The sequence below is a fragment of the Ruegeria sp. BE10 genome, from assembly GCF_056538905.1.
In genome coordinates this window covers 109,559-129,531 of record NZ_JBQFTX010000005.1, presented here as the reverse complement: position 1 = coordinate 129,531, position 19,973 = coordinate 109,559, and the positions used below count along the sequence as shown (strand labels likewise).

Genomic DNA, 19,973 nt, shown 5'->3' with positions numbered 1-19,973 from the left:
CAAGCTGCGCTGTTGGCCGCTCGACCCCAACGCGAACATTCAGTGACAACGAATGTGAATTTATTGTAACGGCGCAGGTTAGGGATTGTTGCTTGCATATTATTTCGATATTTCATGAAATATGATAAATCGAATAACAAACCAACTCGCTGTCCTTGGCCACCCGCAACGTATTTCGGTGTTTCGTATATTGATGCGACGCTTTCCTGACGCCGTTCCGGCGGGTGAATTGGCGACAGAGCTGAGTATCAAACCCAGCACTCTGTCGAACTATCTGAACGCATTGCAACGATCCGGGCTGGTGACGCAGGAGCGGTCGGGGACTTCTTTGCTCTATTCGGTTGAAATGAAGAACGTGCAGAACATGCTGGGCTTCCTGCTGAACGATTGCTGCCGTGGCCGCCCTGATATCTGCATGCCATCCGAGCAAGGAAACGGCGCAATGACGGGCCGCAAATTCAACGTGTTGTTTATCTGCGTAGGCAACTCGGCGCGTTCCATTTTTGCCGAGACCCTGCTGCGAGACATCGCCGGGAACCGGTTCAACGTCTACTCAGCTGGCACAAAATCGTTTTCCGAGCTGAATCCGATGGCCATGCAAGTGCTTGAGGACAAGGGTCATGACACCTCGGGTCTACGGTCCAAAAGCATATCTGAATTCTCGGGCCCCGACGCGCCCGAGTTGGATTTCGTTTTTACTGTCTGCAACAAGGCCGCAAACGAAGAATGCCCCGCCTGGGAAGGTCAGCCGATCAGCGGCCACTGGGGTATGATCGATCCGGTCCAGACCGAAGGCACGGACGCCGAAAAAAGCCTGGCCTTCCAGAACACTTATGGCGCGCTCAAGCGCCGGATCGAAGCCTTCACCTCTTTGCCGGTCGAAAGTCTTGACCGGATCGCATTGCAATCTGCTGTCGATGACATCGGCAGAACGCCTGTCGAGGAATAGTTATGACGACCTACGCACTGAACGGTTTGGGCCGGATGGGAAAGCTGGCCTTGAAACCATTGCTGGACAAAGGCGCCAAGATCGCCTGGATCAATGATGCAGTGGGCGACCCCGAAATGCACGCGCATCTGCTGGAGTTTGACACCGTGCATGGCCGCTGGGATGCCAATTTCGAGCATGACGCAGAGAGTGTCACGATCAATGGCACCCGCCTGCCTTTTATTGGCACCAAGGACCTGAATGCCCTTCCACTGGACGGTGTCGATGTGGTGATCGATTGTACAGGCGTATTCAAGACCGAGGCCAAGTTGGCCCCTTATTTCAAGGCTGGCGTCAAAAAGGTTGTCGTCTCGGCCCCGGTCAAAGATGGGCCCACCGCAAACATCGTCGTGGGCGTCAACGATGCCACCTATGACCCGAACAAGCACCTAATCATCACTGCGGCCTCATGCACCACCAACTGCCTGGCGCCGGTGGTCAAGGTGATCCATGATGACCTGGGCATTCGACACGGATCGATGACCACAATCCACGACGTGACCAATACGCAAACCATCGTGGACCGACCGGCCAAGGACCTGCGCCGCGCACGCTCGGCGTTGAATTCTCTGATCCCGACCACCACAGGATCGGCCACCGCAATCACGCTGATCTACCCCGAACTCACGGGGCGGCTGAACGGCCATGCGGTGCGTGTGCCGTTGCTGAACGCCTCGCTGACCGATTGCGTGTTCGAAGTCGAGCGGGAAACAACTGCTGAAGAGGTCAACGCCCTGTTCAAAGCCGCTGCCGAAGGGGACTTGAAAGGTATTCTGGGTTATGAAACGCGGCCTTTGGTGTCGACCGACTACACCAATGATACACGCTCTTCGATCGTGGATGCGCCTTCGACCATGGTGGTGAACGGAACGCAGGTAAAGATCTATGCCTGGTACGACAATGAAATGGGTTATGCGCACCGCCTGGTGGACGTTGCCCTTATGGTTGGGTCGGGGCTGTGACCCAACGGCCCGAGGGTCTGTCGGCCTATATCGCGGTCACAGCCGCCTATTGGGCGTTTATGCTGACCGACGGTGCGTTGCGCATGTTGGTGCTGTTGCATTTTCATTCGCTGGGCTTTTCACCGGTGCAGCTGGCCTATCTGTTTGTTTTGTATGAGGTCGCAGGGATCGTGACCAATCTGACGGCGGGCTGGATCGCGGCGCGGTTCGGGTTGGCCTCGACGCTTTATGCCGGTCTGGGACTTCAGGTTCTGGCCTTACTGGCGATGACGCAACTGGACCCGAATTGGACCATCGCAGCATCGGTGACCTTTGTGATGATGGTGCAAGGGGCCAGCGGCGTGGCCAAGGACCTGGCCAAGATGTCCTCGAAATCTTCTGTGAAACTGTTAGCACCCACCGAGGGGGGCGGGCTTTTTCGTTGGGTAGCGGTGCTGACCGGATCCAAGAATGCGGTGAAAGGGCTGGGCTTTCTGCTGGGTGCGGTGATGTTGGCCACCTCGGGATTCATGATGGCGATCCTGATTATGGCCGCAGTTCTGGCGCTGATATTGATTGGAGTAATACTGTTCATGCCCGCAGGTCTGCCCTTGGGCCGCAAGGGGGCAAAATTCTCCGAGGTGTTCTCGAAGTCCGCCAATGTGAACTGGCTTTCGGCGGCGCGTGTCTTTCTTTTTGGCGCCCGAGACGTGTGGTTCGTGGTCGGCATCCCGATCTATTTCTACGCCGTGCTGTCCGACGGCACCCAAGAAGGAAACCGCGCAGCCTTTTTCATGATCGGCTCTTTCATGGCGGTCTGGGTTATCCTTTACGGCGCTGTTCAAGCCAGCGCGCCCAAGATTCTGCGCGCCAGTGAACGCAGCGAAGCAGACCTGATACGCTCCGCCCGCAGCTGGGCCGCAGCTTTGTTTTGCGTACCCGCCGCATTGACGATTGTGGTGCTGTTCTCTTCAGGCCCCGAAACATGGTTAACCGTCACGCTGGTTCTGGGCCTGCTGCTGTTCGGTGCGGTGTTCGCAGTCAACTCATCGCTGCACTCCTACTTGATCCTGGCCTTCACAAAATCGGAACGGGTGACGATGGATGTCGGATTTTACTACATGGCCAACGCAACGGGCCGTCTTGTGGGCACTGTCCTCTCCGGGCTGACCTATCAAACCGGAGGTCTTTCCCTGGTCCTGGGCACCGCAGCCGCGATGGTTGCACTGGCAGCGCTGGCATCGGGCAAGCTGACCGATCAAACCGCTGACGCCTATTCTTGAATGTCGTCGTACACTACCTGACCGCCCGGCCGCCTATAGCCGTGTTTCAGCAAACTTGGCGACCCCGGCAGGATTCGAACCTGCAACCTGCCCCTTAGGAGGGGGCTGCTCTATCCAGTTGAGCCACGGGGCCGCGCAAGGCTCTCTGTAACCCGGTTTTTTCAGGTTGTCATGACCTTTGCACAACAGTTGTAAATCAAGTCCCGTTCACGCTACCATCGGGCAAAACAACAGTGCAGGTGCCCTCCGTGACCACAGAAACAAAACGTCCGCTTACCCTTCGTGATGTCTCGGAAGCGTCAGGAGTGTCCGAAATGACAGTCAGCCGCGTTCTGAGGAACCGAGGTGACGTGTCCGACGCCACCCGCACCCGCGTTTTGGCTGCCGCGAAAGAGTTGGGATACGTTCCTAACAAGATTGCAGGCGCGCTGGCTTCCAGCCGCGTAAATCTGGTTGCGGTGATTATCCCGTCGCTGTCCAATATGGTCTTTCCAGAGGTTCTGACCGGTATCAATCAGGTGTTGGAAGACACTGAATTGCAGCCCGTGGTCGGCGTCACCGATTACCTGCCCGAGAAAGAAGAAAAGGTCCTTTACGAGATGCTCTCGTGGCGGCCGTCGGGTGTGATCATCGCGGGACTGGAACATACCGAAGCCGCCCGCGCAATGTTGGATTCAGCCGGAATTCCGGTGGTCGAGATCATGGATACGGACGGCAAACCAGTGGACGCGATGGTCGGCATCTCGCACCGCCGTGCCGGGCGTGAAATGGCTGCTGCGATCCTGAAAGCGGGTTATCAACATATCGGTTTCATGGGCACCAAGATGCCGTTGGACCACCGCGCGCGGAAACGCTTTGAAGGTTTTACCGAAGTGCTGGGCAAGAACGGGATCGAGATCGAAGATCGCGAGTTCTACTCCGGCGGCTCGGCCCTGGCCAAAGGGCGCGAGATGACGCAGACCATGCTGGATCGTTCGCCAGATCTGGATTTCCTGTATTATTCCAATGATATGATTGGTGCTGGTGGATTGCTGTACCTGCTGGAACAGGGCATCGACATACCGGGACAGATCGGTCTGGCCGGGTTCAACAATGTGGAACTGCTGCAGGGGTTACCACGCAAGCTTGCCACGATGGATGCCTGCCGTCTTGAGATCGGGCGCAAGGCGGCCGAGATTATCGCCACGCAATTGGCCGATCCGAATACCGAGGTCGACACGCGTCTGACACTGACCCCCAAGATCAGCTACGGCGACACCCTGAAGCGGCGCTAAACTCATGGCGCCGCGGCGGCTGGACAACAAAACGGCCCGCGCGTTGTTTATGGATCACCATGCGCTGGCCGAACCGCCTTCGGGCGGGGCCAAAGGTGCGGACTTATTGGATTTGATCCACCGACTTGGCTTTGTTCAGCTGGACAGTATCAATACCGTGGCGCGCGCCCATGACATGATCCTGTATTCGCGCAGGCCATCCTATCGCGCCAAAAACCTCAAACAACTTTACGAACGTGACAAGGCGCTGTTTGAACACTGGACTCATGACGCTGCTGTCATCCCGATCGAGTTTTACCCCCATTGGCATCTGCGGTTTCAACGTGATGAGGTATTGTTGAAATCCCGGTGGAAGAATTGGCGCCGGGATGGGTTTGAGCAGCAGTTTGCCTCTGTCCTGCAACATATCCGCGATCATGGCCCGGTCTCGTCCTCGGATGTGGGCAAGGACGAGAAAAAGGGCTCGGGCGGTTGGTGGGATTGGCACCCATCGAAAACAGCGCTTGAGTTCCTGTGGCGGTCGGGCGCGCTGACCGTGGTTGGCCGCAACGGGTTTCAAAAACAATACGATCTGACCGAACGGGTCATCGAGACGCATCTGTGTCCTGGCAACATGCCCTGCAACGCCGAGGAAACCGTGGATTGGTTGTGCAATGCAGCGTTGGACCGGCTGGGATTTGCCACACCCGGAGAGCTGGCGGCATTCTGGGATACGGTCAGTGTTAGCGAGGCCAAGAACTGGTGTAATAAGGGTCTAACACAGGGCATTCTGGAGGAGATTGAAGTCACCTGTGCCGATGGAAGAAGCCGCAAACTGCTCGCGCGCCCGGATTTGGCCGAGAAAAACCCGCCTTCGCCGTCCAGCCGCGTTCGCGTGCTTAGCCCCTTTGACCCGATGCTGCGCGACCGCAACCGCGCGGAACGTCTGTTCGGGTTCCATTATCGGATTGAGGTCTTCGTTCCCGCCGCCAAACGGACCTATGGCTATTACGTGTTTCCGCTGCTGGAAGGGGACCGATTGATTGGCCGGATCGATATGAAAGCCCAGCGCGACCGTGGCATTCTACAGATCAACGCGTTATGGCCAGAGCGATCCGTGCGCTGGTCCGACGCGCGGACACGCAGGCTGGAGGCCGAGATGGACCGCGTCCGCCGGTTTACTGGATTGGACGGTATTGAATTCGCAACCGATTGGCTGAAAGACCCTAAATAGGGTCTATTCCGAATCTGTCAGCGTCAATTGGATCGGTTGCAACCCGTCAATCCCCCCTTCGATCACATCCCCAGCCTGCACTGGGCCAACACCGGCGGGTGTGCCCGTCAGGATCAGGTCACCTGGACGCAGATGGTAATATCCGGACAAATGGCTGATGATTTCGTCGATCTTCCAGATCAATTCGCTCAGCGTGGCATCCTGACGAATGTCGCCGTTCACGCTTAGATGAATGCGTGTGTTGTCTTGCGGTGACCAGTCCGCAGCCGAGGTCAGGGGCGCAAACACTGCCCCGGCCTCAAGGTCCTTACCCAGATCCCAGGGTCGCTGTTTGTTGCGCTCTCGGATTTGCAGATCCCTACGGGTCATGTCCAGGGCACAGCCATAGGCATAGACGGCGTCCCAGGCCTGCGCACTGGTGGCGCGGAAAACGGGCTTGCCGATGGCTACAGCCAGCTCCATCTCGTAATGAAAATTCTCGGTCCCCGGTGGGTATGGCACAGACGCACCGGTCAGAACTGCGTTTGGCGCTGATTTGGTGAAATAAAAGGGGGCTTCGCGGTCAACCTCGTGCCCCATTTCGGCGGCATGAGCGGCATAGTTACGGCCCACACAGAAAATCCGCCCCACCGGGTAGGCCGCATCCTGCCCCTGCATCGGAATCACAACCGGATCGGGAAGAGAAAACAAATTGTCTGGCATGGCAGCCCCCTAATCTATCAGCCAGCGCGCATCTTAATGCGGTGAACCGCGGGAACAAGCCGCCGTTTCTCGCGACATCAGCTGAATTCACTGCAATTTTACCTGCCAATCGGCAAGCCCTGGCCGACAGCTGTTCACAATCTGGTCGACGGGCTTGGAAAACGCTCAAACAGCTCTAAGTTGAAAGATGGCTGGGTGACGAGCGCTGGCAAATCGGGGTGCCGCGCGCTCTGACCACCACTCACAGATATGGCGGGGTCCCAAGCACCCGCCACGACGTCAAGACACCCCATAGGGTCCCGCATCACGCGGCATTGTCGGGTGCGAATATTTCAGAGAACTATGGTCAAAGGCGTTACCCCCAATGTCTTTGGCGCAAAAAGCCGGTTACTTTTTTGACTGGCGCGTTCTCTGAATTGCGGGCCGGACCGTCGGGAACTATCCGGTGCAACCGGCCTCGGGCCAGGCATATAATCCAGTACACGTCTGGCCGCCCCGTCAGAGATAGCACCTGTCTCTGGCGGGGTTCGTATTTGGGGTGTCACGTTTCCAGTTCGCGCAATTCGTTCAGCAGGTCCAACAGGGCCTCATGCCGGTCGGGCCCAAGTTTGGTGCGCAGATCCTCGGCCAGATGGATGGTTATCTGAATATTGTCTTGGATAATCTGCTTTCCTTTGGCTGTGATGTCGACGATCTGGCGGCGCTTGTCACAAGGGTGCGCGCTCCGCAGGATCAGGCCTTTGACCTCAAGCTTTTGCAGAATGCGAGTGAGGCTGGGCAACAACAGGCAAGCACGGTCCGCAATATGAGTCGGCTCTTGCGGGCCTTCCTCGTTCAGGACACGCAGCACGCGCCATTGCTGTTCGGTCACACCAACATCCACCAGCATCTTGCGAATGGGTCCCATGACCCGTTCCCGCGCCCGCAGCAACGCAATGGGCAATGAACGTGACGTCAATGGTACATCATTGGTCATACGAAATTCTTGCCGAATTCCGCCGACACTGCAACGGGACAAAGGGTTTTTTCGGCTGTTCTTACCTATTTGGCCATAAATAGACTCTATGCGATGGGATATTTTCACAGAGTTGTCATTTTGTGATGAAGTGAAGGATCGAAAGATCGTTGACCTTCTGCCCGCGTTGTCCATCACTATCAGCAAGACAAAACCAGCCTGGGGGTAACCCCCACCAAACAATGCTGAGGATAGCGATGAAATGGGATGAATTCTCAGACTGGGGCAAGAAAATATCCGAATGGGCACAGGATTATCACCTGACCGTGGGGGACAAACCGGTGCGCGCCCAGACCGAGCCCGGAGAAGTTTTCAACGCCCTGCCCGCCCATCCGCCGGAACAGGCGCAGGCGATCGAGGACATTTTCCGCGATTTCGAAGATATCGTGATGCCTGGTATCACCCATTGGCAGCACCCCCGGTTCTTTGCCTATTTCAACTCGAACGCCTCGGCCCCTTCGGTTCTGGCCGAGTTTCTGGCCAGCGCAATCGCGCCACAATGCATGCTGTGGCAGACCTCGCCCGCCGCAACCGAGATGGAAACGCGGATGATGGACTGGCTGCGACAGGCGCTGGACCTGCCCGAAGAGTTTGCTGGTGTCATCCAGGATTCTGCTTCGTCGGCAACGCTGGCCGCTGTGCTGACTATGCGGGAAAAAGTGTTGAACTGGCAGGGCAATCGTCAGGGGTTGTTCGGTCAGAAACCGCTTCGTGTCTATTGCTCGGCCGAGGTCCATACATCGGTGGACCGCGCCATCTGGGTTGCGGGAATTGGGCAGGACAATCTGGTTCGTGTTCCGATCAAGGGAGATTGGCGGGGGATGGATCCTGCGGCACTAGATATGGCAATTCAGGCCGATTTAGACTCTGGTTTTCAGCCCGCCGGTGTCATTATGTGTGTTGGTGGCACCGGAACTGGGGCCACCGATCCGATCGACGAATGCTTGAAGGTGGCGCAGAAATACGGGCTTTATACGCATGTGGATGCGGCCTGGGCCGGGTCGGCGATGATCTGCCCGGAATATCGCCACTATTGGCCCGGCGTGGATCAGGCCGATAGCATCGTCTTCAACCCGCATAAATGGCTGGGTGTGCAATTTGATTGCTGTGCGCATTTCCTGAAAAACCCGGATGACCTGGTGCAGACGTTGGCGATTAGCCCGGAATTCCTGAAGACGCATGGTAAGGACGGGATCATCAACTACTCGGAATGGTCGGTGCCTCTGGGCCGTCGGTTCCGTGCGCTGAAACTGTGGTTCGTTATACGCGCCTATGGGCTTGAGGGGTTGCGTGAGCGGCTGCGCAATCATGTGAACTGGTCCGTCGACCTGCATGACAAGTTGGCGGCCGAGCCGGATTTCCAGATCACCACGCAACCGATGTGGTCGTTGTGGACCTTCCGCTATGCGCCTGAAGGGCACCCCGATCTGGACGCGCTGAACCTGCGGCTGGTTAATGCCATCAACGATGATGGCCGCATTTACCTGACCCAAACCCGTGTTGACGGTGATATGACGATCCGTTTTCAGGCGGGTCAGTTCGAAACCACTGAAGATGACGTGCGAATGGCCTATGATGTCATCACCGAAATCGCACGCTCACTAACCTAAGGGTTCCACCATGTCTGCACCAAAAAATACTTTCAAACAGGCTCTGATCAACGGAGATCGCCAAATCGGTTGCTGGAGCAGTTTTGCCGAACCCATCGCAACCGAGATCATGGGCACCGCCGGATTCGACTGGCTGGTGATCGACGGTGAACATGCGCCGAATGACATCCGTTCGATACGCGATCAGCTTATGGCGCTGGCCGCCAGCCCCTCGCATCCGGTGGTACGCGTGCCCGTGGGGGAAACGGCGAAGATCAAGATGGTGCTGGACGTGGGGGCGCAGACTATTCTGGTACCGATTGTAGAAAGCGCCAAGCAAGCGCGGGAATTGGTTAGCGCCTGCCGTTATCCACCCGAAGGTGTACGCGGTGTCGGTGCAGGAGCAGCGCGCGCGACTGGCTATGGATCAGTCGCGGATTACATTCAAACGGCAGATGCGCAGATTTGCCTGCTGGTTCAGGTGGAAAACCGCGCCGGGATGGCAGCACTGGACGATATTCTGACGGTTGACGGTATTGATGGTGTGTTCATCGGCCCGGCGGACCTGTCCACCGACATGGGCTATCAAGGCAACAGCGCCGCGCCTGAGGTGCAGGCCACCATCGCCGACGCCATCACCCGTATCAAAGCAGCCGGCAAGGCACCTGGCATTCTGGGCACCAATGATGAGGCAAGCCAGGCCTATATGGACATGGGCGCGCAGTTTCTGGCTGTGGGAATTGATGTGATGCTATTGGCGCAGGCAGCGCGGGCCTTAGCGGCCAAGTGGAAAGCGAAGTGACGCCTTAGCTCTGCATCCCTGCCGCGGCCTGCGCGTAACCGCCCGACGCGCCATCAACGAAATGCACATGATCATCGCGCGTGGCCGAGGGCACGAAACAGGTCATCATCGCCTCATCCTGCACGTGCAGACCATAGCGGACCTTGCCCTGCCCGCGCGCTTGTTCCAGCATCATGCGGATCTGCGATAAGGTGGCCGGATCGCAATCCAGCGTCATTTTCAACCCATCATCGAATTTGCGGAAATCGGCATTGCGACTGACCATGTGTTTGTAATGCTCAGGGTCGAACTGACCCAATCGCTTACCGGTCTTGAACAGCAGCGCAATCAGCAGGTTCTGCCCCAAAAGTTTGAGTTTTTGCGCAAACAGGTTGCGCCCGGCCCGTGACACACGCGCATCAAGCGCGACATCGGGGGGTGGCCAACTGATTGGTGGGCCGTTTTCTGGCACCGGGTGACCTGCGCGCTCCAACCGATCGGCCGCGGATAGGACGGATTGAGACAGATCGGCAAAATCGCTTTCGGTGGCTTTGGAAGTCGGCTGTACCACGACCGAGACGATCATTCCATGCCGTGCCCTGCTGTTGGACCAGCGACAGGACAGGCCGGTAAGGTCGGGCTGCGCGCCGGGGTCGGCGGGCGGCACTTCGAACTGGCCTTCTTTCATCTGCGCCTCAGCCCAGGCCAGTCCGCCCCCCGAGAACATGGCGTAATCCACCCCGTCTGACGGCGCATAGCGTGCCACACGCAGGTCTTTGCCCGCCATGCGGATTTCGGACACAGGCACCAAGGCCCCGCGCAGAGTAATCCCAAACTCCTCGCCCGCCCAGCGCCGAAGCTGGGCCAGGACCGTTCGGCCCGTGTCAACCGCGCTGGCGGGTATGGCAAATCCGGCCCCGTCGCCACCGAAGACATAGGGAAACTCCTGCCCCTTCAACCCGTTGATCATGCCCGAGATCACAGCCGCGCCGACCATATTGACGGTTTTATAACGCCCTTTGGCAATCTCACCGGTGGAATCAACGATATCGGCCACGCCCAGCGCCCAGTCATCCGGCACAGCGGTAAACCGCGCAGGCTGAGCCAGTCGAGTAAAGTCCCGCTGCAGGGGAAGGCTGTCATAAAAGGCGGCCTGGGCGTCTTTCATCTGCACCTCGGGGTGATGGGTAAATAGTTAGATAGACCGAATGTGAACGCTGTCCGGTGAAAACAGTATAGCACACGCGCTTGTGTGACGCATCGTGACGTGCGAAGCATTTCCGCTCAGGCAGGGGTAGAAGGGACGAAAAATGAAGGCAGGTCTGGTGGTCTTGTGCCTGGGCTATGTGCTCAGCCAGTTCTTTCGCGCCTTTCTGGCGGTTCTCAGCGTTGATCTGGGCCGCGATATCGGCGCCACACCCGAGGATCTGGCCTTTGCCTCGGGTCTTTGGTTTCTGATCTTTGCCGCGATGCAATTGCCGGTGGGATGGGCTCTGGACCAGGTCGGGCCGCGCCTGACCTCGGCCGTTCTTTTGCTGGTCGGCGGCGCAGGTGGCGCAGCCCTGTTTGCCGTGGCCCACACGCCGTTTCACATCGCCATCGCCATGGGATTGATCGGGGTCGGATGCTCCCCTGTTTTGATGGCATCTTATTATATCTTCGCGCGGGAATACCCGCCCGCCCGCTTTGCGACATTGGCCGCGGTGATGTTGGGGGTTGGATCGGTCGGCAATCTGGTGGCCTCATACCCCACTGCGCTGGCGGTCGAACTGGTTGGATGGCGCGCAACGATGTGGGTGTTGGCGCTGTTTTCGGGGGCTATCGCACTGGGTATCTTGTTCACCGTGCATGACCCAAAACGGGTCGAGACCGAACACAGGGGGTCCGTGCTGGATTTGCTGAAGGAACCCGCGCTTTGGACGATCCTGCCTTTGATGCTGGTCGCCTATGCACCCTCGGGCGCCACACGAGGACTGTGGGCCGGGCCGTACCTAAGCGATATATTCAACCTAAGCACCACTCAGATTGGGACGGCGACTCTGATCATGGGCGCGGCGATGATTGCAGGCACTTTTGCCTACGGGCCGCTTGACCGGATGCTAGGCACGCGGAAATGGGTGATTTTCGGCGGCAATGCGTTGGGCACCGTGGCGCTGGTGCTGTTGTGTCTGTGGATCGACAACGCCGTCTGGGTATCAGTGGTTCTGATGGCGGTGATTGGGTTCATGGGGGCCAGCTTTCCGGTGATCATGGCGCATGGCCGCGCTTTCGTTGCACCGCATCTGGTTGGGCGCGGCATGACCTTGCTGAACCTGTTCGGCATCGGCGGTGTGGGGCTGGCGCAGTTTATCACCGGACGCATTCACGCGGCCACGGTGGACATAAGCCCGACCGCACCCTACACAGCGATATTCGGCTTTTTCGCGGTCGCGCTTGCCATCGGGTGCGTGATTTATCTATTCAGCCGCGACAGCATAGACTGATCCCGACTCGGATCATCGGGTATGGAGAGCTCAATGCAGGATATCGAAGTTCTGGCGCCGAACTTGAAACATAGTCTTTCGGGAGTGACCACAACTGTTATCCGGCTGCTGCCCATCCAGGCAAAGATGATCAACATCCGCGCCACGGGGCCAGGGTTGCCAGATAATATTCCGCATATTCCCCTTTGGAAGACTCTGTTTTTGCCCAATCGTGCGCCCATCGTCTGGCATGCGCGTCGCAACACAGAGATGCTGATGGGGCTGTTCCTAAGGTCCGTATTCCGCCGCAACTATAAAATGCTGTTCACGTCGGCCGCACAGCGCGATCATTCAGGATTTACCAAAAAACTGATCTCGAAAATGGATGCGTTGATTGCCACCACACCACAGGCGGCCTCATTCCTGCAACACCCGTCGAAGGTGATCATGCATGGCGTTGATACGCAGATCTTCCACCCGGCCGAGGATAAGGAAGCACTGCGCGCCAAGCTTGGATTGCCAACCGGGACGTTGATAGGGTGTTTCGGGCGTATTCGACCCCAAAAAGGCGTCGATCTGTTGGTTGATGCAGCGATCAAGGTGCTGCCATCCTTTCCCGATGCCAAAATTGTCTTTACCGGCAATGCCACGAAAGAATTCGAAGCCTTCCAGCATGAACAGGAAACCAAGCTGAAACAGGCCGGGCTGGCCGACCGTGTCCGGTTTCTGGGCGAACGCCCGTGGGAGGAGATCGTCGAAACCTATCGCGCGCTGGATTTGTTCGTCGCCCCTGCCCGCCATGAAGGCTTCGGCCTGACCCCGCTTGAAGCGATGGCATCAGGCGTTCCGGCCATCGCCTGCCATGGCGTTGGCGCCTTTAGTGCGCAGATTCAGGATGGTGTTACCGGACGTCTGGTGGAAAAAGACAACGTTGATGCGTTGGCCAAAGCCCTGCGCGATATGCTGAGCGACCCGGACAAGATGGCCGCCGCCGGAACTGCTGCCCGCCAGCATATCGAACAGAATTTTCGAATCGAAGGCGAGGCAGAAGAGATCGTCAAGGTCTACCGATCCCTGTTAGCGCAAGACTGAGGCCGGAAACGCCTCAAATCGCCGTCATCCTCGGAATAATGGAGCGATTCCTCTTTTTTCTTTGCTGCAACGCGGCTATGAACGCGCGTCCTTAACTTTGGAGACATGAAATGGGCTATCGCGTCGTAGTCGTCGGCGCCACGGGTAACGTGGGCCGCGAAATGCTGAACATCCTGGCGGAACGCCAGTTCCCTGTCGATGAACTTGCTGCCCTGGCAAGCCGTCGTTCGCTGGGGACTGAGGTGACTTTTGGCGACAAGACCCTCACGACCAAAGACCTGGACACATTCGATTTCACCGGCTGGGACATGGCATTGTTTGCCGTGGGGTCCGAGGCCACCAAGGTTTACGCCCCCAAGGCGGCCGCGGCTGGCTGCGTGGTGATCGATAACTCGTCGCTCTATCGCTATGACCCGGAGATTCCGCTGATCGTGCCGGAATGTAACCCGCAGGCGATTCACGACTATAAGAACAAGAACATCATCGCCAACCCCAACTGCTCGACGGCGCAGATGGTTGTCGCGCTGAAGCCGCTGCATGATCGCGCCAAGATCAAGCGCGTTGTCGTGTCGACTTATCAGTCGGTTTCGGGTGCTGGCAAAGAGGGGATGGATGAGCTGTGGGATCAGACCAAGGCCATCTACAACCCCACCACCGAGGTTGAACCGAAGAAGTTCCAGAAACAGATCGCCTTCAACGTCATTCCTCAGATCGACGTCTTCATGGAAGACGGCTCGACCAAGGAAGAGTGGAAGATGGTTGTCGAAACCAAAAAGATCGTCGATCCGTCGATCAAGGTTACTGCTACCTGCGTTCGTGTTCCAGTGTTCGTCGGCCATTCCGAGGCGGTGAACATCGAATTCGAAGAATTCCTGGACGAAGACGAAGCCCGCGACATCCTGCGCGAGGCACCGGGCATCATGGTGATCGACAAGCGCGAACCCGGCGGCTACGTCTCGCCGATCGAATGCGCGGGCGATTTTGCCACCTTCATCAGCCGCATCCGTCAGGATTCGACGATCGAAAACGGCCTGAACCTGTGGTGCGTGTCCGACAACTTGCGCAAGGGCGCGGCGCTCAACGCTGTGCAGATTGCCGAACTGCTGGGTCGCGAAGTCCTGAAAAAGGGCTGATAAACATATCGAATGTGCCATGTTGGATGACGTGGCACATTCCACCTCTGCCTGTTGACAAAGACAGGCTGGCTTGTCACCAAAATGACGCGCTTTGACAGCGGGACATGTGACACAGCAAACCACATGCATTGCCCCGCACAAAGCGACAGAGGCAGAGCATGCGAGTTTTGACCAAGCACAGGATTGTACGAAACCTGATCATAGGCTGCGCAAGTATGCTGATGGGTCTGGTCATTATTGGCTTTACAGGCCCCGTCATTGCAGCTGGGGATTCGTTCGCCCTGCTTCGCCCGCTGGCCGGCGTTCTGCTTTTACCATGCGCCGTGATTTTGCTGTGCATGCGCGCGCGCTACGTGGCATTGAGCGCGATAGCCGTCGCTGTCCTCGCGATTGGGTCAATCGCAACCAGCTATGCAGCGCCCTCAGGTGATTGCAATGGCGCTTGCCTGACGTTGTATCAAAAGAACCTCATGAGCCAGGCCTGGCCACGCTATCCCTTGGCCGATGACATAATAGAATCCAACGCCGAGATCGTGACCTTGCAGGAAGTGTCCAGTCACAATCGCAAGTTCATGAAAAACATGTTCGAACATTACCCGGCAAAATCGATCTGTGAATTTCGCCCCGAACAAAACGTCGCCATTCTGACCACATTGCCAATTGTCGAAGGTTCCGAGTTTTGCCTGGAAGGGTATGGGCTTGTCGGGGTGCAGGTTAAAACCCCCGGCGGCGGTCTGGTTTGGGTTGTATCCGTACACCTGAACTGGCCGTTTCCTTATGACCAATCCAAACAAAGCCAAGTGATTGCTGACCGCATTAAGGAACTCGACGGGCCGGTTCTGATTGCCGGAGATTTCAATATGGTGCCCTGGGGCCAAAGCGTTCAGCGGATCGCGGCGGCAGCAGACAATCAAAGTTTTGGAACTAACCTGAACACTCATAACCTTGGCAGCTGGCAGATACCCTTGCCAATCGACATCCTGTTGTTCCCGAAAGGAACAACGGGAACGGTTGAGCTGCGCCCCTTCATGGGCTCCGACCACCTTGGAAAGCTCGCCAGAATTCGATTTGAATAATCTGCCCGGCCGTTGCGCCGGGCTGCATAGATCAAAACCTGCGGCGCAAAACCTATCGGCTTAGGTCTGCCCTTCGACCAGCGCCTTTAGATTGCTCAGCCCCTGTTCGTAATCGCCGCCGACCCACTTATCCATCATCAAACCCATCCAGCGTGCCATCGGGTTCATCCCAAGATCGGACTCAAATCCCCAAGTTACCTGCGTCTGATCGCCTTCGGGCGCCAGCTCAAACGACGCCGATGCCGTGCCCATCGGACCAAAATCCAGCGCGGTTCTGACGGTCTGATCCGGAACACTTTCGATGATTTCCTGCGTACCGCTGCCGACCTGTGGATGCTCGGAACTCCAGCTCAGGGTATTGCCCACCCCAGCTTCGGGTCCGCTATAGGACAGTTGCGTTTCCGGGTCCCGCGCCAGCCAGGGAGACCATTTCTCGGTCTCTTGCATGGAATTCACATAAGGAAAGATGGCGCTGGCCGGGGCATCAATGATGATGCTGCGCGACACGATCGCCTTGGCGGGCAGCAGGTATGAGACACCGATCAATAGCAAAACAAGACAGATTAGAAAAAGAACAATACGTTTGATGACTCGCATATCGCGCCTCTGACCCAAACTCGTATCAGGCCACTATACCAAAAAAGGGCGCAGAATCAGAGACCTGATCCTCCGCCCACTATTTGCGCAACATTTCAGCGCCGCTTAGACGACGACAAATTTCTTTTCCTGCGGATCATAGCTTTGCAGCCCGCCTTCGCCGATATCGGTCCACAACCCATGCAGGCTGAGCGAACCATCCTGCACCGCAGAGGACACGAAGGGAAAGGTCATCAGATTCTCAAGCGAGGCCACAACCGCCTGCCGCTCAAACTGACGCGCCTGTTCAACGCTGTCCTCGACATCGGCGACCAAGTCGTATTTCGGCTTGAGGATATCCATCCAGCGACCCACAAAGCTTTCTTTGGCTTCCAGTTGCGGGGCCTGCCCCTTGCACATGTCGATACAGCCCTGCACACCACCACATTGCGAATGGCCCAGCACGATCAGATGCGCCACTTTCAGGGCGGTGACCGCATATTCAATCGCCGCACTGGTGCCGTGATGATCACCATCCGGTGCATAGGGCGGCACCAGGTTGGCAATGTTGCGGTGAATAAAGAACTCACCCTGATCGGCCCCGAAGATCGAAGTGACATGGACGCGGCTGTCACAACATGAAATCACCATCGCCCGTGGACGTTGTCCTTCAGTGGCCAGACGGCGATACCAGACTTGGTTTTCAGAATATGTGGTGGCTTTCCAGCCGTGATACCGCTTGACCAAATAGTTCGGCAAAGGTTTGGCGTGATCCATTTGAAAGTCCCTGATTTGTTCGCTGGGGGCTGCTCTACCCCGAATTCGCAGAAAATTCGAGCGATTATCCCCCGCGAATGCAAGGTTTTGCAAAGGAATTCGCGGTCAAAGTCGGTCCATGCCGTGGGGGCACAAAATATTGGGGTGAATGTGGTGGATAAGATACTCACGCTTGAACACAAGGAAACCGTTCGTCTGGATCAGGACCGGCTGAATGGATTGTACCGGCAATTGGGCGACAAGAACGCATTGGACGTTTTGTGCCGTACGGTCGAGGAACTGGCCGTGCGCCTGTCGAACTGCGAACGGTTCTGGCGGCAACGCGATTGGGCCGGGTTGCGCAAATGCGCGCGGTCGCTGGTGGCGATCGCCGAACAGATCGGCATGGTCGCATTGGCCCGCGTCGCCGGGGATGTGGCGCAGTCCGTGGATGCGGGGGATGCCGTTGCCACCGGCGCCACCCTGTCGCGGCTGATCCGGGTCGGTGAAAACTCGCTGACGGTGATCTGGGATCAGCAGGACCTTTCGGTCTGACGGGGCTTGCGGACGGGCCGTGGGCGGCTAGGCTGGGCGCAAATCGAACAAGCCGAGATTTCCATGACCCTGTCCTTCGCTTCCTCTTCTGATCCATCGCTTCCGCTGCATGTCATCGCACAACCCGATCTGGAAGGCTGGCTGAGCGATCAGCCAGACCATATTGCAACCTGGGTCAGGGCCAGCGGGTTCACCGGTGCGCTGGGTCAGGCAGTGCTGATTCCCGGACCGGAAGGCAAACCCGAATTTGCGCTGGGGGGATATGGCAAAGCAACAGGCCGGGTGCGCAAGCGCTTTCCGCTGGCCGCCGTGGCCGAAACCCTGCCAGAAGGCGCCTATCACATTACTTCTGGCGTCCCATCCGAGGTGTTAGCGACCGAATGTCTGGGCTGGTTGCTGACCGGCTATGCGTTCAACCGCTATGCCAAGCAATCTCCGGCCAATGCACGGCTGATCGCGCCCGAGGGCGTCGACGCCACGTTGATCGAAGTTTTGGCCCAAGCCGAGGCCCTGACCCGCGATTTGGTCAACACGCCCACCGCAGATATGGGTCCGGATCAATTGCAAGCTGCTGCCGAGGTGCTGGCGCAGGAATTCGAGGCGTCGTGCGACGTGATCCGCGGTGCGGCGCTGTTGGACCAGAACTTTCCGATGATCCACGCCGTTGGCCGGGCATCCGCGCAGGACCCCCGGCTGATCGAGATAAACTGGGGCAGTATTGGCCCCAAGCTGACATTGGTCGGCAAAGGTGTTTGTTTTGATACCGGTGGGTTGAACCTGAAACCCGGCAACTCGATGGGCTTGATGAAGAAGGACATGGGCGGATCGGCCAATGTGCTGGGCCTGGCCCGGATGATCATGGCGTTGAACCTTCCGCTGCAACTGCGGGTGTTGATCCCAGCGGTTGAAAATTCGGTGGCCGGAGACGCCTTTCGCCCCGGCGATATCCTGACCTCGCGCAAGGGCCTGACGGTTGAGATCAACAATACCGACGCCGAGGGGCGGCTGGTACTGGCCGATGCGCTGACGCTGGCAGATGAGGGGGAGCCGGATCTGGTAATCTCGATGGCCACGCTGACGGGTGCCGCGCGGGTGGCCGTTGGCCCCGATCTTGCGCCGTTTTACACCGATGACGACAGTGCTGCCGATGCTTTGGCACAAGCAGGCAGGCAGGCCGCTGATCCGGTTTGGCGGATGCCGTTCCATGAACCCTATGAGGCAATGATCGAACCCGGCATCGCCGATCTGGACAATGCGCCTCCGGGTGGGTTTGCAGGCTCGATCACCGCCGCGCTGTTCCTGCGTCGGTTTGTGGGCAATAGTCGTTACATGCATTTCGACATCTACTCGTGGCAGCCCAGCAAGGTCCCCGGCCGCAGCAAAGGCGGCCTCGGTCAAGGCCCCCGCGCCATATTGACCGCCCTACCCGAGATTCTGGGCTTATGACCCAACAGCGCATCATAACCCCCGTCGCTGACCTGTTGCGCCGCCCGGATGGTCCAAGGGAACGGCAGCTTTTATTCGGTGACACCGTCACCGTCCTTGAAACGCAACAGGGTTGGGGCCGGATCACCGCCGACAAGGACAGTTACCCGGGCTGGGTAAACCTGGATCATTTGGGGGCACCGGTGCCCGATACGCATTGGGTCACGGCGCCTGCGACCCACGCCTATGCGCAGCCGGATATGAAAAGCCCCGACCGGATCTCGTTGAGTTTCGGCAGCAGGGTTCAGGTTCTTTCGGAAAATGGCCGATTTCTGGAAACTGAGCTGGGATTCATCCCCGCCGTTCATGCCAAGCGCAACGCCATCCACCTGACCGATCCGGTTTCCGTGGCCGAACTGTTTCTGGGCACACCCTATCTTTGGGGCGGCAACAGCCGGTTCGGGCTGGATTGCTCGGGTCTGGTGCAGGCTGGGCTATTGGCCTGCGGCACGCCCTGCCCCGGCGATAGCAGCGATCAAGAGCGTGAATTGGGCGAGGCCCTGCCCGCTGGGACGGAACCGAAACGCGGCGATCTGCTGTTTTGGAAGGGTCACGTCGCCTGGGTCTATGGCGACAACATGCTGCTACATGCCAATGCGTATCACATGGATGTGACGTTCGAGCCGATGGATCAGGCTATCACGCGTATTCTGGAACAGGGTGATGGGCCAGTGACCGCCCACAAACGGCTCTAATCAAGGTCGACCGAGCGAATCAGCTTGCGTTCCAACACCCTTAGAACTGTGCGCAAATCCTGGCCGCGTTTCAGAATGCGGCCATCCATGCCAACCACCGAATACATCCCCTGCCTTTGCCGCAGACGTGGATGTTTCTCAACCCGGTAAATCGGATGTTCTGCCGTTCGCCGAAAGATGGAAAACACCGCCATGTCGCGCAGGTTGGAAATTCCGTAATCGCGCCATTCTCCGGCGGCGACCATCCTGCCATAGACGGATAGAATATGGGACATCTCGTGCCGGTTAAACGCGACGGGCATCTGGGCCGAGTTTGCAGAAAACCGGCTGGGAGGCTGCATGTTCATACCCCAA

20 protein-coding genes and 1 tRNA gene are annotated in these 19,973 nt (G+C 57.8%); 14 read left to right on the top strand and 7 right to left on the bottom strand.

The genetic code is table 11. From position 1 onward, the window contains the following. Window positions 1-121 precede the first annotated feature (121 nt). Genes ACR0M2_RS12955 through arsJ form a run of 3 tightly spaced genes read left to right on the top strand, consistent with a single transcriptional unit; the run spans window position 122 to window position 3,212 of the window. Window positions 122-949, top strand: a complete 828-nt coding sequence (locus ACR0M2_RS12955) for an arsenate reductase/protein-tyrosine-phosphatase family protein (RefSeq protein WP_480705429.1) — start codon at window positions 122-124, stop codon at window positions 947-949. Window positions 950-951: 2 nt separating this feature from the next. Then, the gene (locus tag ACR0M2_RS12950; RefSeq protein WP_480688663.1) at window positions 952-1,950 is read left to right on the top strand and encodes an ArsJ-associated glyceraldehyde-3-phosphate dehydrogenase; all 999 of its coding nucleotides are present in this window, start codon (window positions 952-954) and stop codon (window positions 1,948-1,950) included. Then, the gene (gene arsJ / locus ACR0M2_RS12945; protein ID WP_480705427.1) at window positions 1,947-3,212 is read left to right on the top strand and encodes an organoarsenical effux MFS transporter ArsJ; all 1,266 of its coding nucleotides are present in this window, start codon (window positions 1,947-1,949) and stop codon (window positions 3,210-3,212) included. The genes ACR0M2_RS12950 and arsJ overlap by 4 nt, the downstream gene beginning before the upstream one ends. 56 nt (window positions 3,213-3,268) lie before the next feature. Here the strand turns inward: arsJ and ACR0M2_RS12940 are convergent. Further along, a tRNA-Arg gene (locus ACR0M2_RS12940) sits at window positions 3,269-3,345 on the bottom strand. A gap of 115 nt (window positions 3,346-3,460) precedes the next feature. On the opposite strand from ACR0M2_RS12940, the gene ACR0M2_RS12935 reads away from it, so the two are divergent. Both ACR0M2_RS12935 and ACR0M2_RS12930 read left to right on the top strand, forming a co-directional pair. Beyond that, the gene (locus ACR0M2_RS12935; protein WP_170349630.1) at window positions 3,461-4,486 is read left to right on the top strand and encodes a LacI family DNA-binding transcriptional regulator; all 1,026 of its coding nucleotides are present in this window, start codon (window positions 3,461-3,463) and stop codon (window positions 4,484-4,486) included. 4 nt (window positions 4,487-4,490) lie between these two features. Further along, window positions 4,491-5,699: a winged helix-turn-helix domain-containing protein gene (locus ACR0M2_RS12930; protein WP_480705425.1), complete on the top strand. Its 1,209-nt coding sequence runs from the start codon at window positions 4,491-4,493 to the stop codon at window positions 5,697-5,699. Between the two features lie 3 nt (window positions 5,700-5,702). Here ACR0M2_RS12930 and ACR0M2_RS12925 read toward each other — a convergent pair whose 3' ends face one another. Both ACR0M2_RS12925 and hpaR read right to left on the bottom strand, forming a co-directional pair. Beyond that, window positions 5,703-6,401, bottom strand: a complete 699-nt coding sequence (locus ACR0M2_RS12925) for a fumarylacetoacetate hydrolase family protein (RefSeq protein WP_425081268.1) — start codon at window positions 6,399-6,401, stop codon at window positions 5,703-5,705. 541 nt (window positions 6,402-6,942) lie between these two features. Next, window positions 6,943-7,377, bottom strand: a complete 435-nt coding sequence (gene hpaR / locus ACR0M2_RS12920; protein ID WP_170349627.1) for a homoprotocatechuate degradation operon regulator HpaR — start codon at window positions 7,375-7,377, stop codon at window positions 6,943-6,945. A gap of 236 nt (window positions 7,378-7,613) precedes the next feature. Between hpaR and ACR0M2_RS12915 the strand changes: the two genes are divergently transcribed. Next, on the top strand, window positions 7,614-9,026 hold the full coding sequence (locus ACR0M2_RS12915) for a pyridoxal phosphate-dependent decarboxylase family protein (RefSeq protein WP_480705423.1): 1,413 nt from the start codon (window positions 7,614-7,616) through the stop codon (window positions 9,024-9,026). Between the two features lie 10 nt (window positions 9,027-9,036). Further along, entirely contained in the window at window positions 9,037-9,807 is a 771-nt protein-coding gene (locus ACR0M2_RS12910; protein WP_480705422.1) for an HpcH/HpaI aldolase family protein, read from the top strand. A 4-nt stretch (window positions 9,808-9,811) separates the two neighbouring features. On the opposite strand, the gene ACR0M2_RS12905 is transcribed toward ACR0M2_RS12910, so the two are convergent. Next, on the bottom strand, window positions 9,812-10,954 hold the full coding sequence (locus ACR0M2_RS12905) for a DUF3095 domain-containing protein (RefSeq protein WP_480705420.1): 1,143 nt from the start codon (window positions 10,952-10,954) through the stop codon (window positions 9,812-9,814). A 142-nt stretch (window positions 10,955-11,096) separates the two neighbouring features. Here ACR0M2_RS12905 and ACR0M2_RS12900 point away from each other — a divergent pair, with 142 nt between their 5' ends. From ACR0M2_RS12900 to ACR0M2_RS12885, 4 genes are all read left to right on the top strand, one after another. Continuing rightward, the gene (locus ACR0M2_RS12900) at window positions 11,097-12,269 is read left to right on the top strand and encodes an MFS transporter (protein ID WP_226689046.1); all 1,173 of its coding nucleotides are present in this window, start codon (window positions 11,097-11,099) and stop codon (window positions 12,267-12,269) included. Window positions 12,270-12,302: 33 nt separating this feature from the next. Continuing rightward, window positions 12,303-13,340, top strand: a complete 1,038-nt coding sequence (locus ACR0M2_RS12895; protein ID WP_480638408.1) for a glycosyltransferase family 4 protein — start codon at window positions 12,303-12,305, stop codon at window positions 13,338-13,340. 110 nt (window positions 13,341-13,450) lie between these two features. Next, the gene (locus tag ACR0M2_RS12890; RefSeq protein ID WP_170349621.1) at window positions 13,451-14,473 is read left to right on the top strand and encodes an aspartate-semialdehyde dehydrogenase; all 1,023 of its coding nucleotides are present in this window, start codon (window positions 13,451-13,453) and stop codon (window positions 14,471-14,473) included. 161 nt (window positions 14,474-14,634) lie between these two features. Continuing rightward, on the top strand, window positions 14,635-15,552 hold the full coding sequence (locus ACR0M2_RS12885) for an endonuclease/exonuclease/phosphatase family protein (protein WP_170550208.1): 918 nt from the start codon (window positions 14,635-14,637) through the stop codon (window positions 15,550-15,552). Window positions 15,553-15,612: 60 nt separating this feature from the next. On the opposite strand, the gene ACR0M2_RS12880 is transcribed toward ACR0M2_RS12885, so the two are convergent. Beyond that, window positions 15,613-16,149 (bottom strand): SRPBCC family protein, encoded by a 537-nt coding sequence (locus tag ACR0M2_RS12880; protein WP_480705418.1) that lies wholly within the window; start codon window positions 16,147-16,149, stop codon window positions 15,613-15,615. A 105-nt stretch (window positions 16,150-16,254) separates the two neighbouring features. Continuing rightward, window positions 16,255-16,905, bottom strand: coding sequence for a carbonic anhydrase (locus ACR0M2_RS12875; RefSeq protein ID WP_170349618.1), 651 nt, complete (start codon window positions 16,903-16,905; stop codon window positions 16,255-16,257). Between the two features lie 144 nt (window positions 16,906-17,049). Here ACR0M2_RS12875 and ACR0M2_RS12870 point away from each other — a divergent pair, with 144 nt between their 5' ends. From ACR0M2_RS12870 to ACR0M2_RS12860, 3 genes are all read left to right on the top strand, one after another. Further along, window positions 17,050-17,439 carry a hypothetical protein gene (locus ACR0M2_RS12870; protein ID WP_170349845.1) on the top strand — a complete coding sequence of 130 codons (390 nt, stop codon included), beginning with the start codon at window positions 17,050-17,052 and terminating at the stop codon, window positions 17,437-17,439. A 63-nt stretch (window positions 17,440-17,502) separates the two neighbouring features. After that, the gene (locus ACR0M2_RS12865; protein WP_480705416.1) at window positions 17,503-18,885 is read left to right on the top strand and encodes a leucyl aminopeptidase family protein; all 1,383 of its coding nucleotides are present in this window, start codon (window positions 17,503-17,505) and stop codon (window positions 18,883-18,885) included. After that, complete coding sequence (locus ACR0M2_RS12860) at window positions 18,882-19,619, top strand: C40 family peptidase (protein ID WP_480705414.1); 738 nt, start codon at window positions 18,882-18,884, stop codon at window positions 19,617-19,619. Before ACR0M2_RS12865 ends, ACR0M2_RS12860 begins: the two co-directional genes overlap by 4 nt. Here ACR0M2_RS12860 and ACR0M2_RS12855 read toward each other — a convergent pair. Continuing rightward, window positions 19,616-19,966: a DUF2794 domain-containing protein gene (locus ACR0M2_RS12855; RefSeq protein ID WP_170349615.1), complete on the bottom strand. Its 351-nt coding sequence runs from the start codon at window positions 19,964-19,966 to the stop codon at window positions 19,616-19,618. The two genes, ACR0M2_RS12860 and ACR0M2_RS12855, sit on opposite strands and share 4 nt — an antisense overlap. Window positions 19,967-19,973: the final 7 nt, after the last annotated feature.

Bases quoted from the DNA above. Each gene is read 5' to 3' on its own strand.
- ACR0M2_RS12955 (WP_480705429.1), top strand. From the start codon at position 122: ATGATAAATCGAATAACAAACCAACTCGCTGTCCTTGGCCACCCGCAA.
- ACR0M2_RS12950 (WP_480688663.1), top strand. From the start codon at position 952: ATGACGACCTACGCACTGAACGGTTTGGGCCGGATGGGAAAGCTGGCC.
- ACR0M2_RS12930 (WP_480705425.1), top strand. From the start codon at position 4,491: ATGGCGCCGCGGCGGCTGGACAACAAAACGGCCCGCGCGTTGTTTATG.
- ACR0M2_RS12925 (WP_425081268.1), bottom strand. From the start codon at position 6,401: ATGCCAGACAATTTGTTTTCTCTTCCCGATCCGGTTGTGATTCCGATG.
- hpaR (WP_170349627.1), bottom strand. From the start codon at position 7,377: ATGACCAATGATGTACCATTGACGTCACGTTCATTGCCCATTGCGTTG.
- ACR0M2_RS12915 (WP_480705423.1), top strand. From the start codon at position 7,614: ATGAAATGGGATGAATTCTCAGACTGGGGCAAGAAAATATCCGAATGG.
- ACR0M2_RS12910 (WP_480705422.1), top strand. From the start codon at position 9,037: ATGTCTGCACCAAAAAATACTTTCAAACAGGCTCTGATCAACGGAGAT.
- ACR0M2_RS12905 (WP_480705420.1), bottom strand. From the start codon at position 10,954: ATGAAAGACGCCCAGGCCGCCTTTTATGACAGCCTTCCCCTGCAGCGG.
- ACR0M2_RS12900 (WP_226689046.1), top strand. From the start codon at position 11,097: ATGAAGGCAGGTCTGGTGGTCTTGTGCCTGGGCTATGTGCTCAGCCAG.
- ACR0M2_RS12895 (WP_480638408.1), top strand. From the start codon at position 12,303: ATGCAGGATATCGAAGTTCTGGCGCCGAACTTGAAACATAGTCTTTCG.
- ACR0M2_RS12890 (WP_170349621.1), top strand. From the start codon at position 13,451: ATGGGCTATCGCGTCGTAGTCGTCGGCGCCACGGGTAACGTGGGCCGC.
- ACR0M2_RS12885 (WP_170550208.1), top strand. From the start codon at position 14,635: ATGCGAGTTTTGACCAAGCACAGGATTGTACGAAACCTGATCATAGGC.
- ACR0M2_RS12880 (WP_480705418.1), bottom strand. From the start codon at position 16,149: ATGCGAGTCATCAAACGTATTGTTCTTTTTCTAATCTGTCTTGTTTTG.
- ACR0M2_RS12875 (WP_170349618.1), bottom strand. From the start codon at position 16,905: ATGGATCACGCCAAACCTTTGCCGAACTATTTGGTCAAGCGGTATCAC.
- ACR0M2_RS12865 (WP_480705416.1), top strand. From the start codon at position 17,503: ATGACCCTGTCCTTCGCTTCCTCTTCTGATCCATCGCTTCCGCTGCAT.
- ACR0M2_RS12860 (WP_480705414.1), top strand. From the start codon at position 18,882: ATGACCCAACAGCGCATCATAACCCCCGTCGCTGACCTGTTGCGCCGC.
- ACR0M2_RS12855 (WP_170349615.1), bottom strand. From the start codon at position 19,966: ATGAACATGCAGCCTCCCAGCCGGTTTTCTGCAAACTCGGCCCAGATG.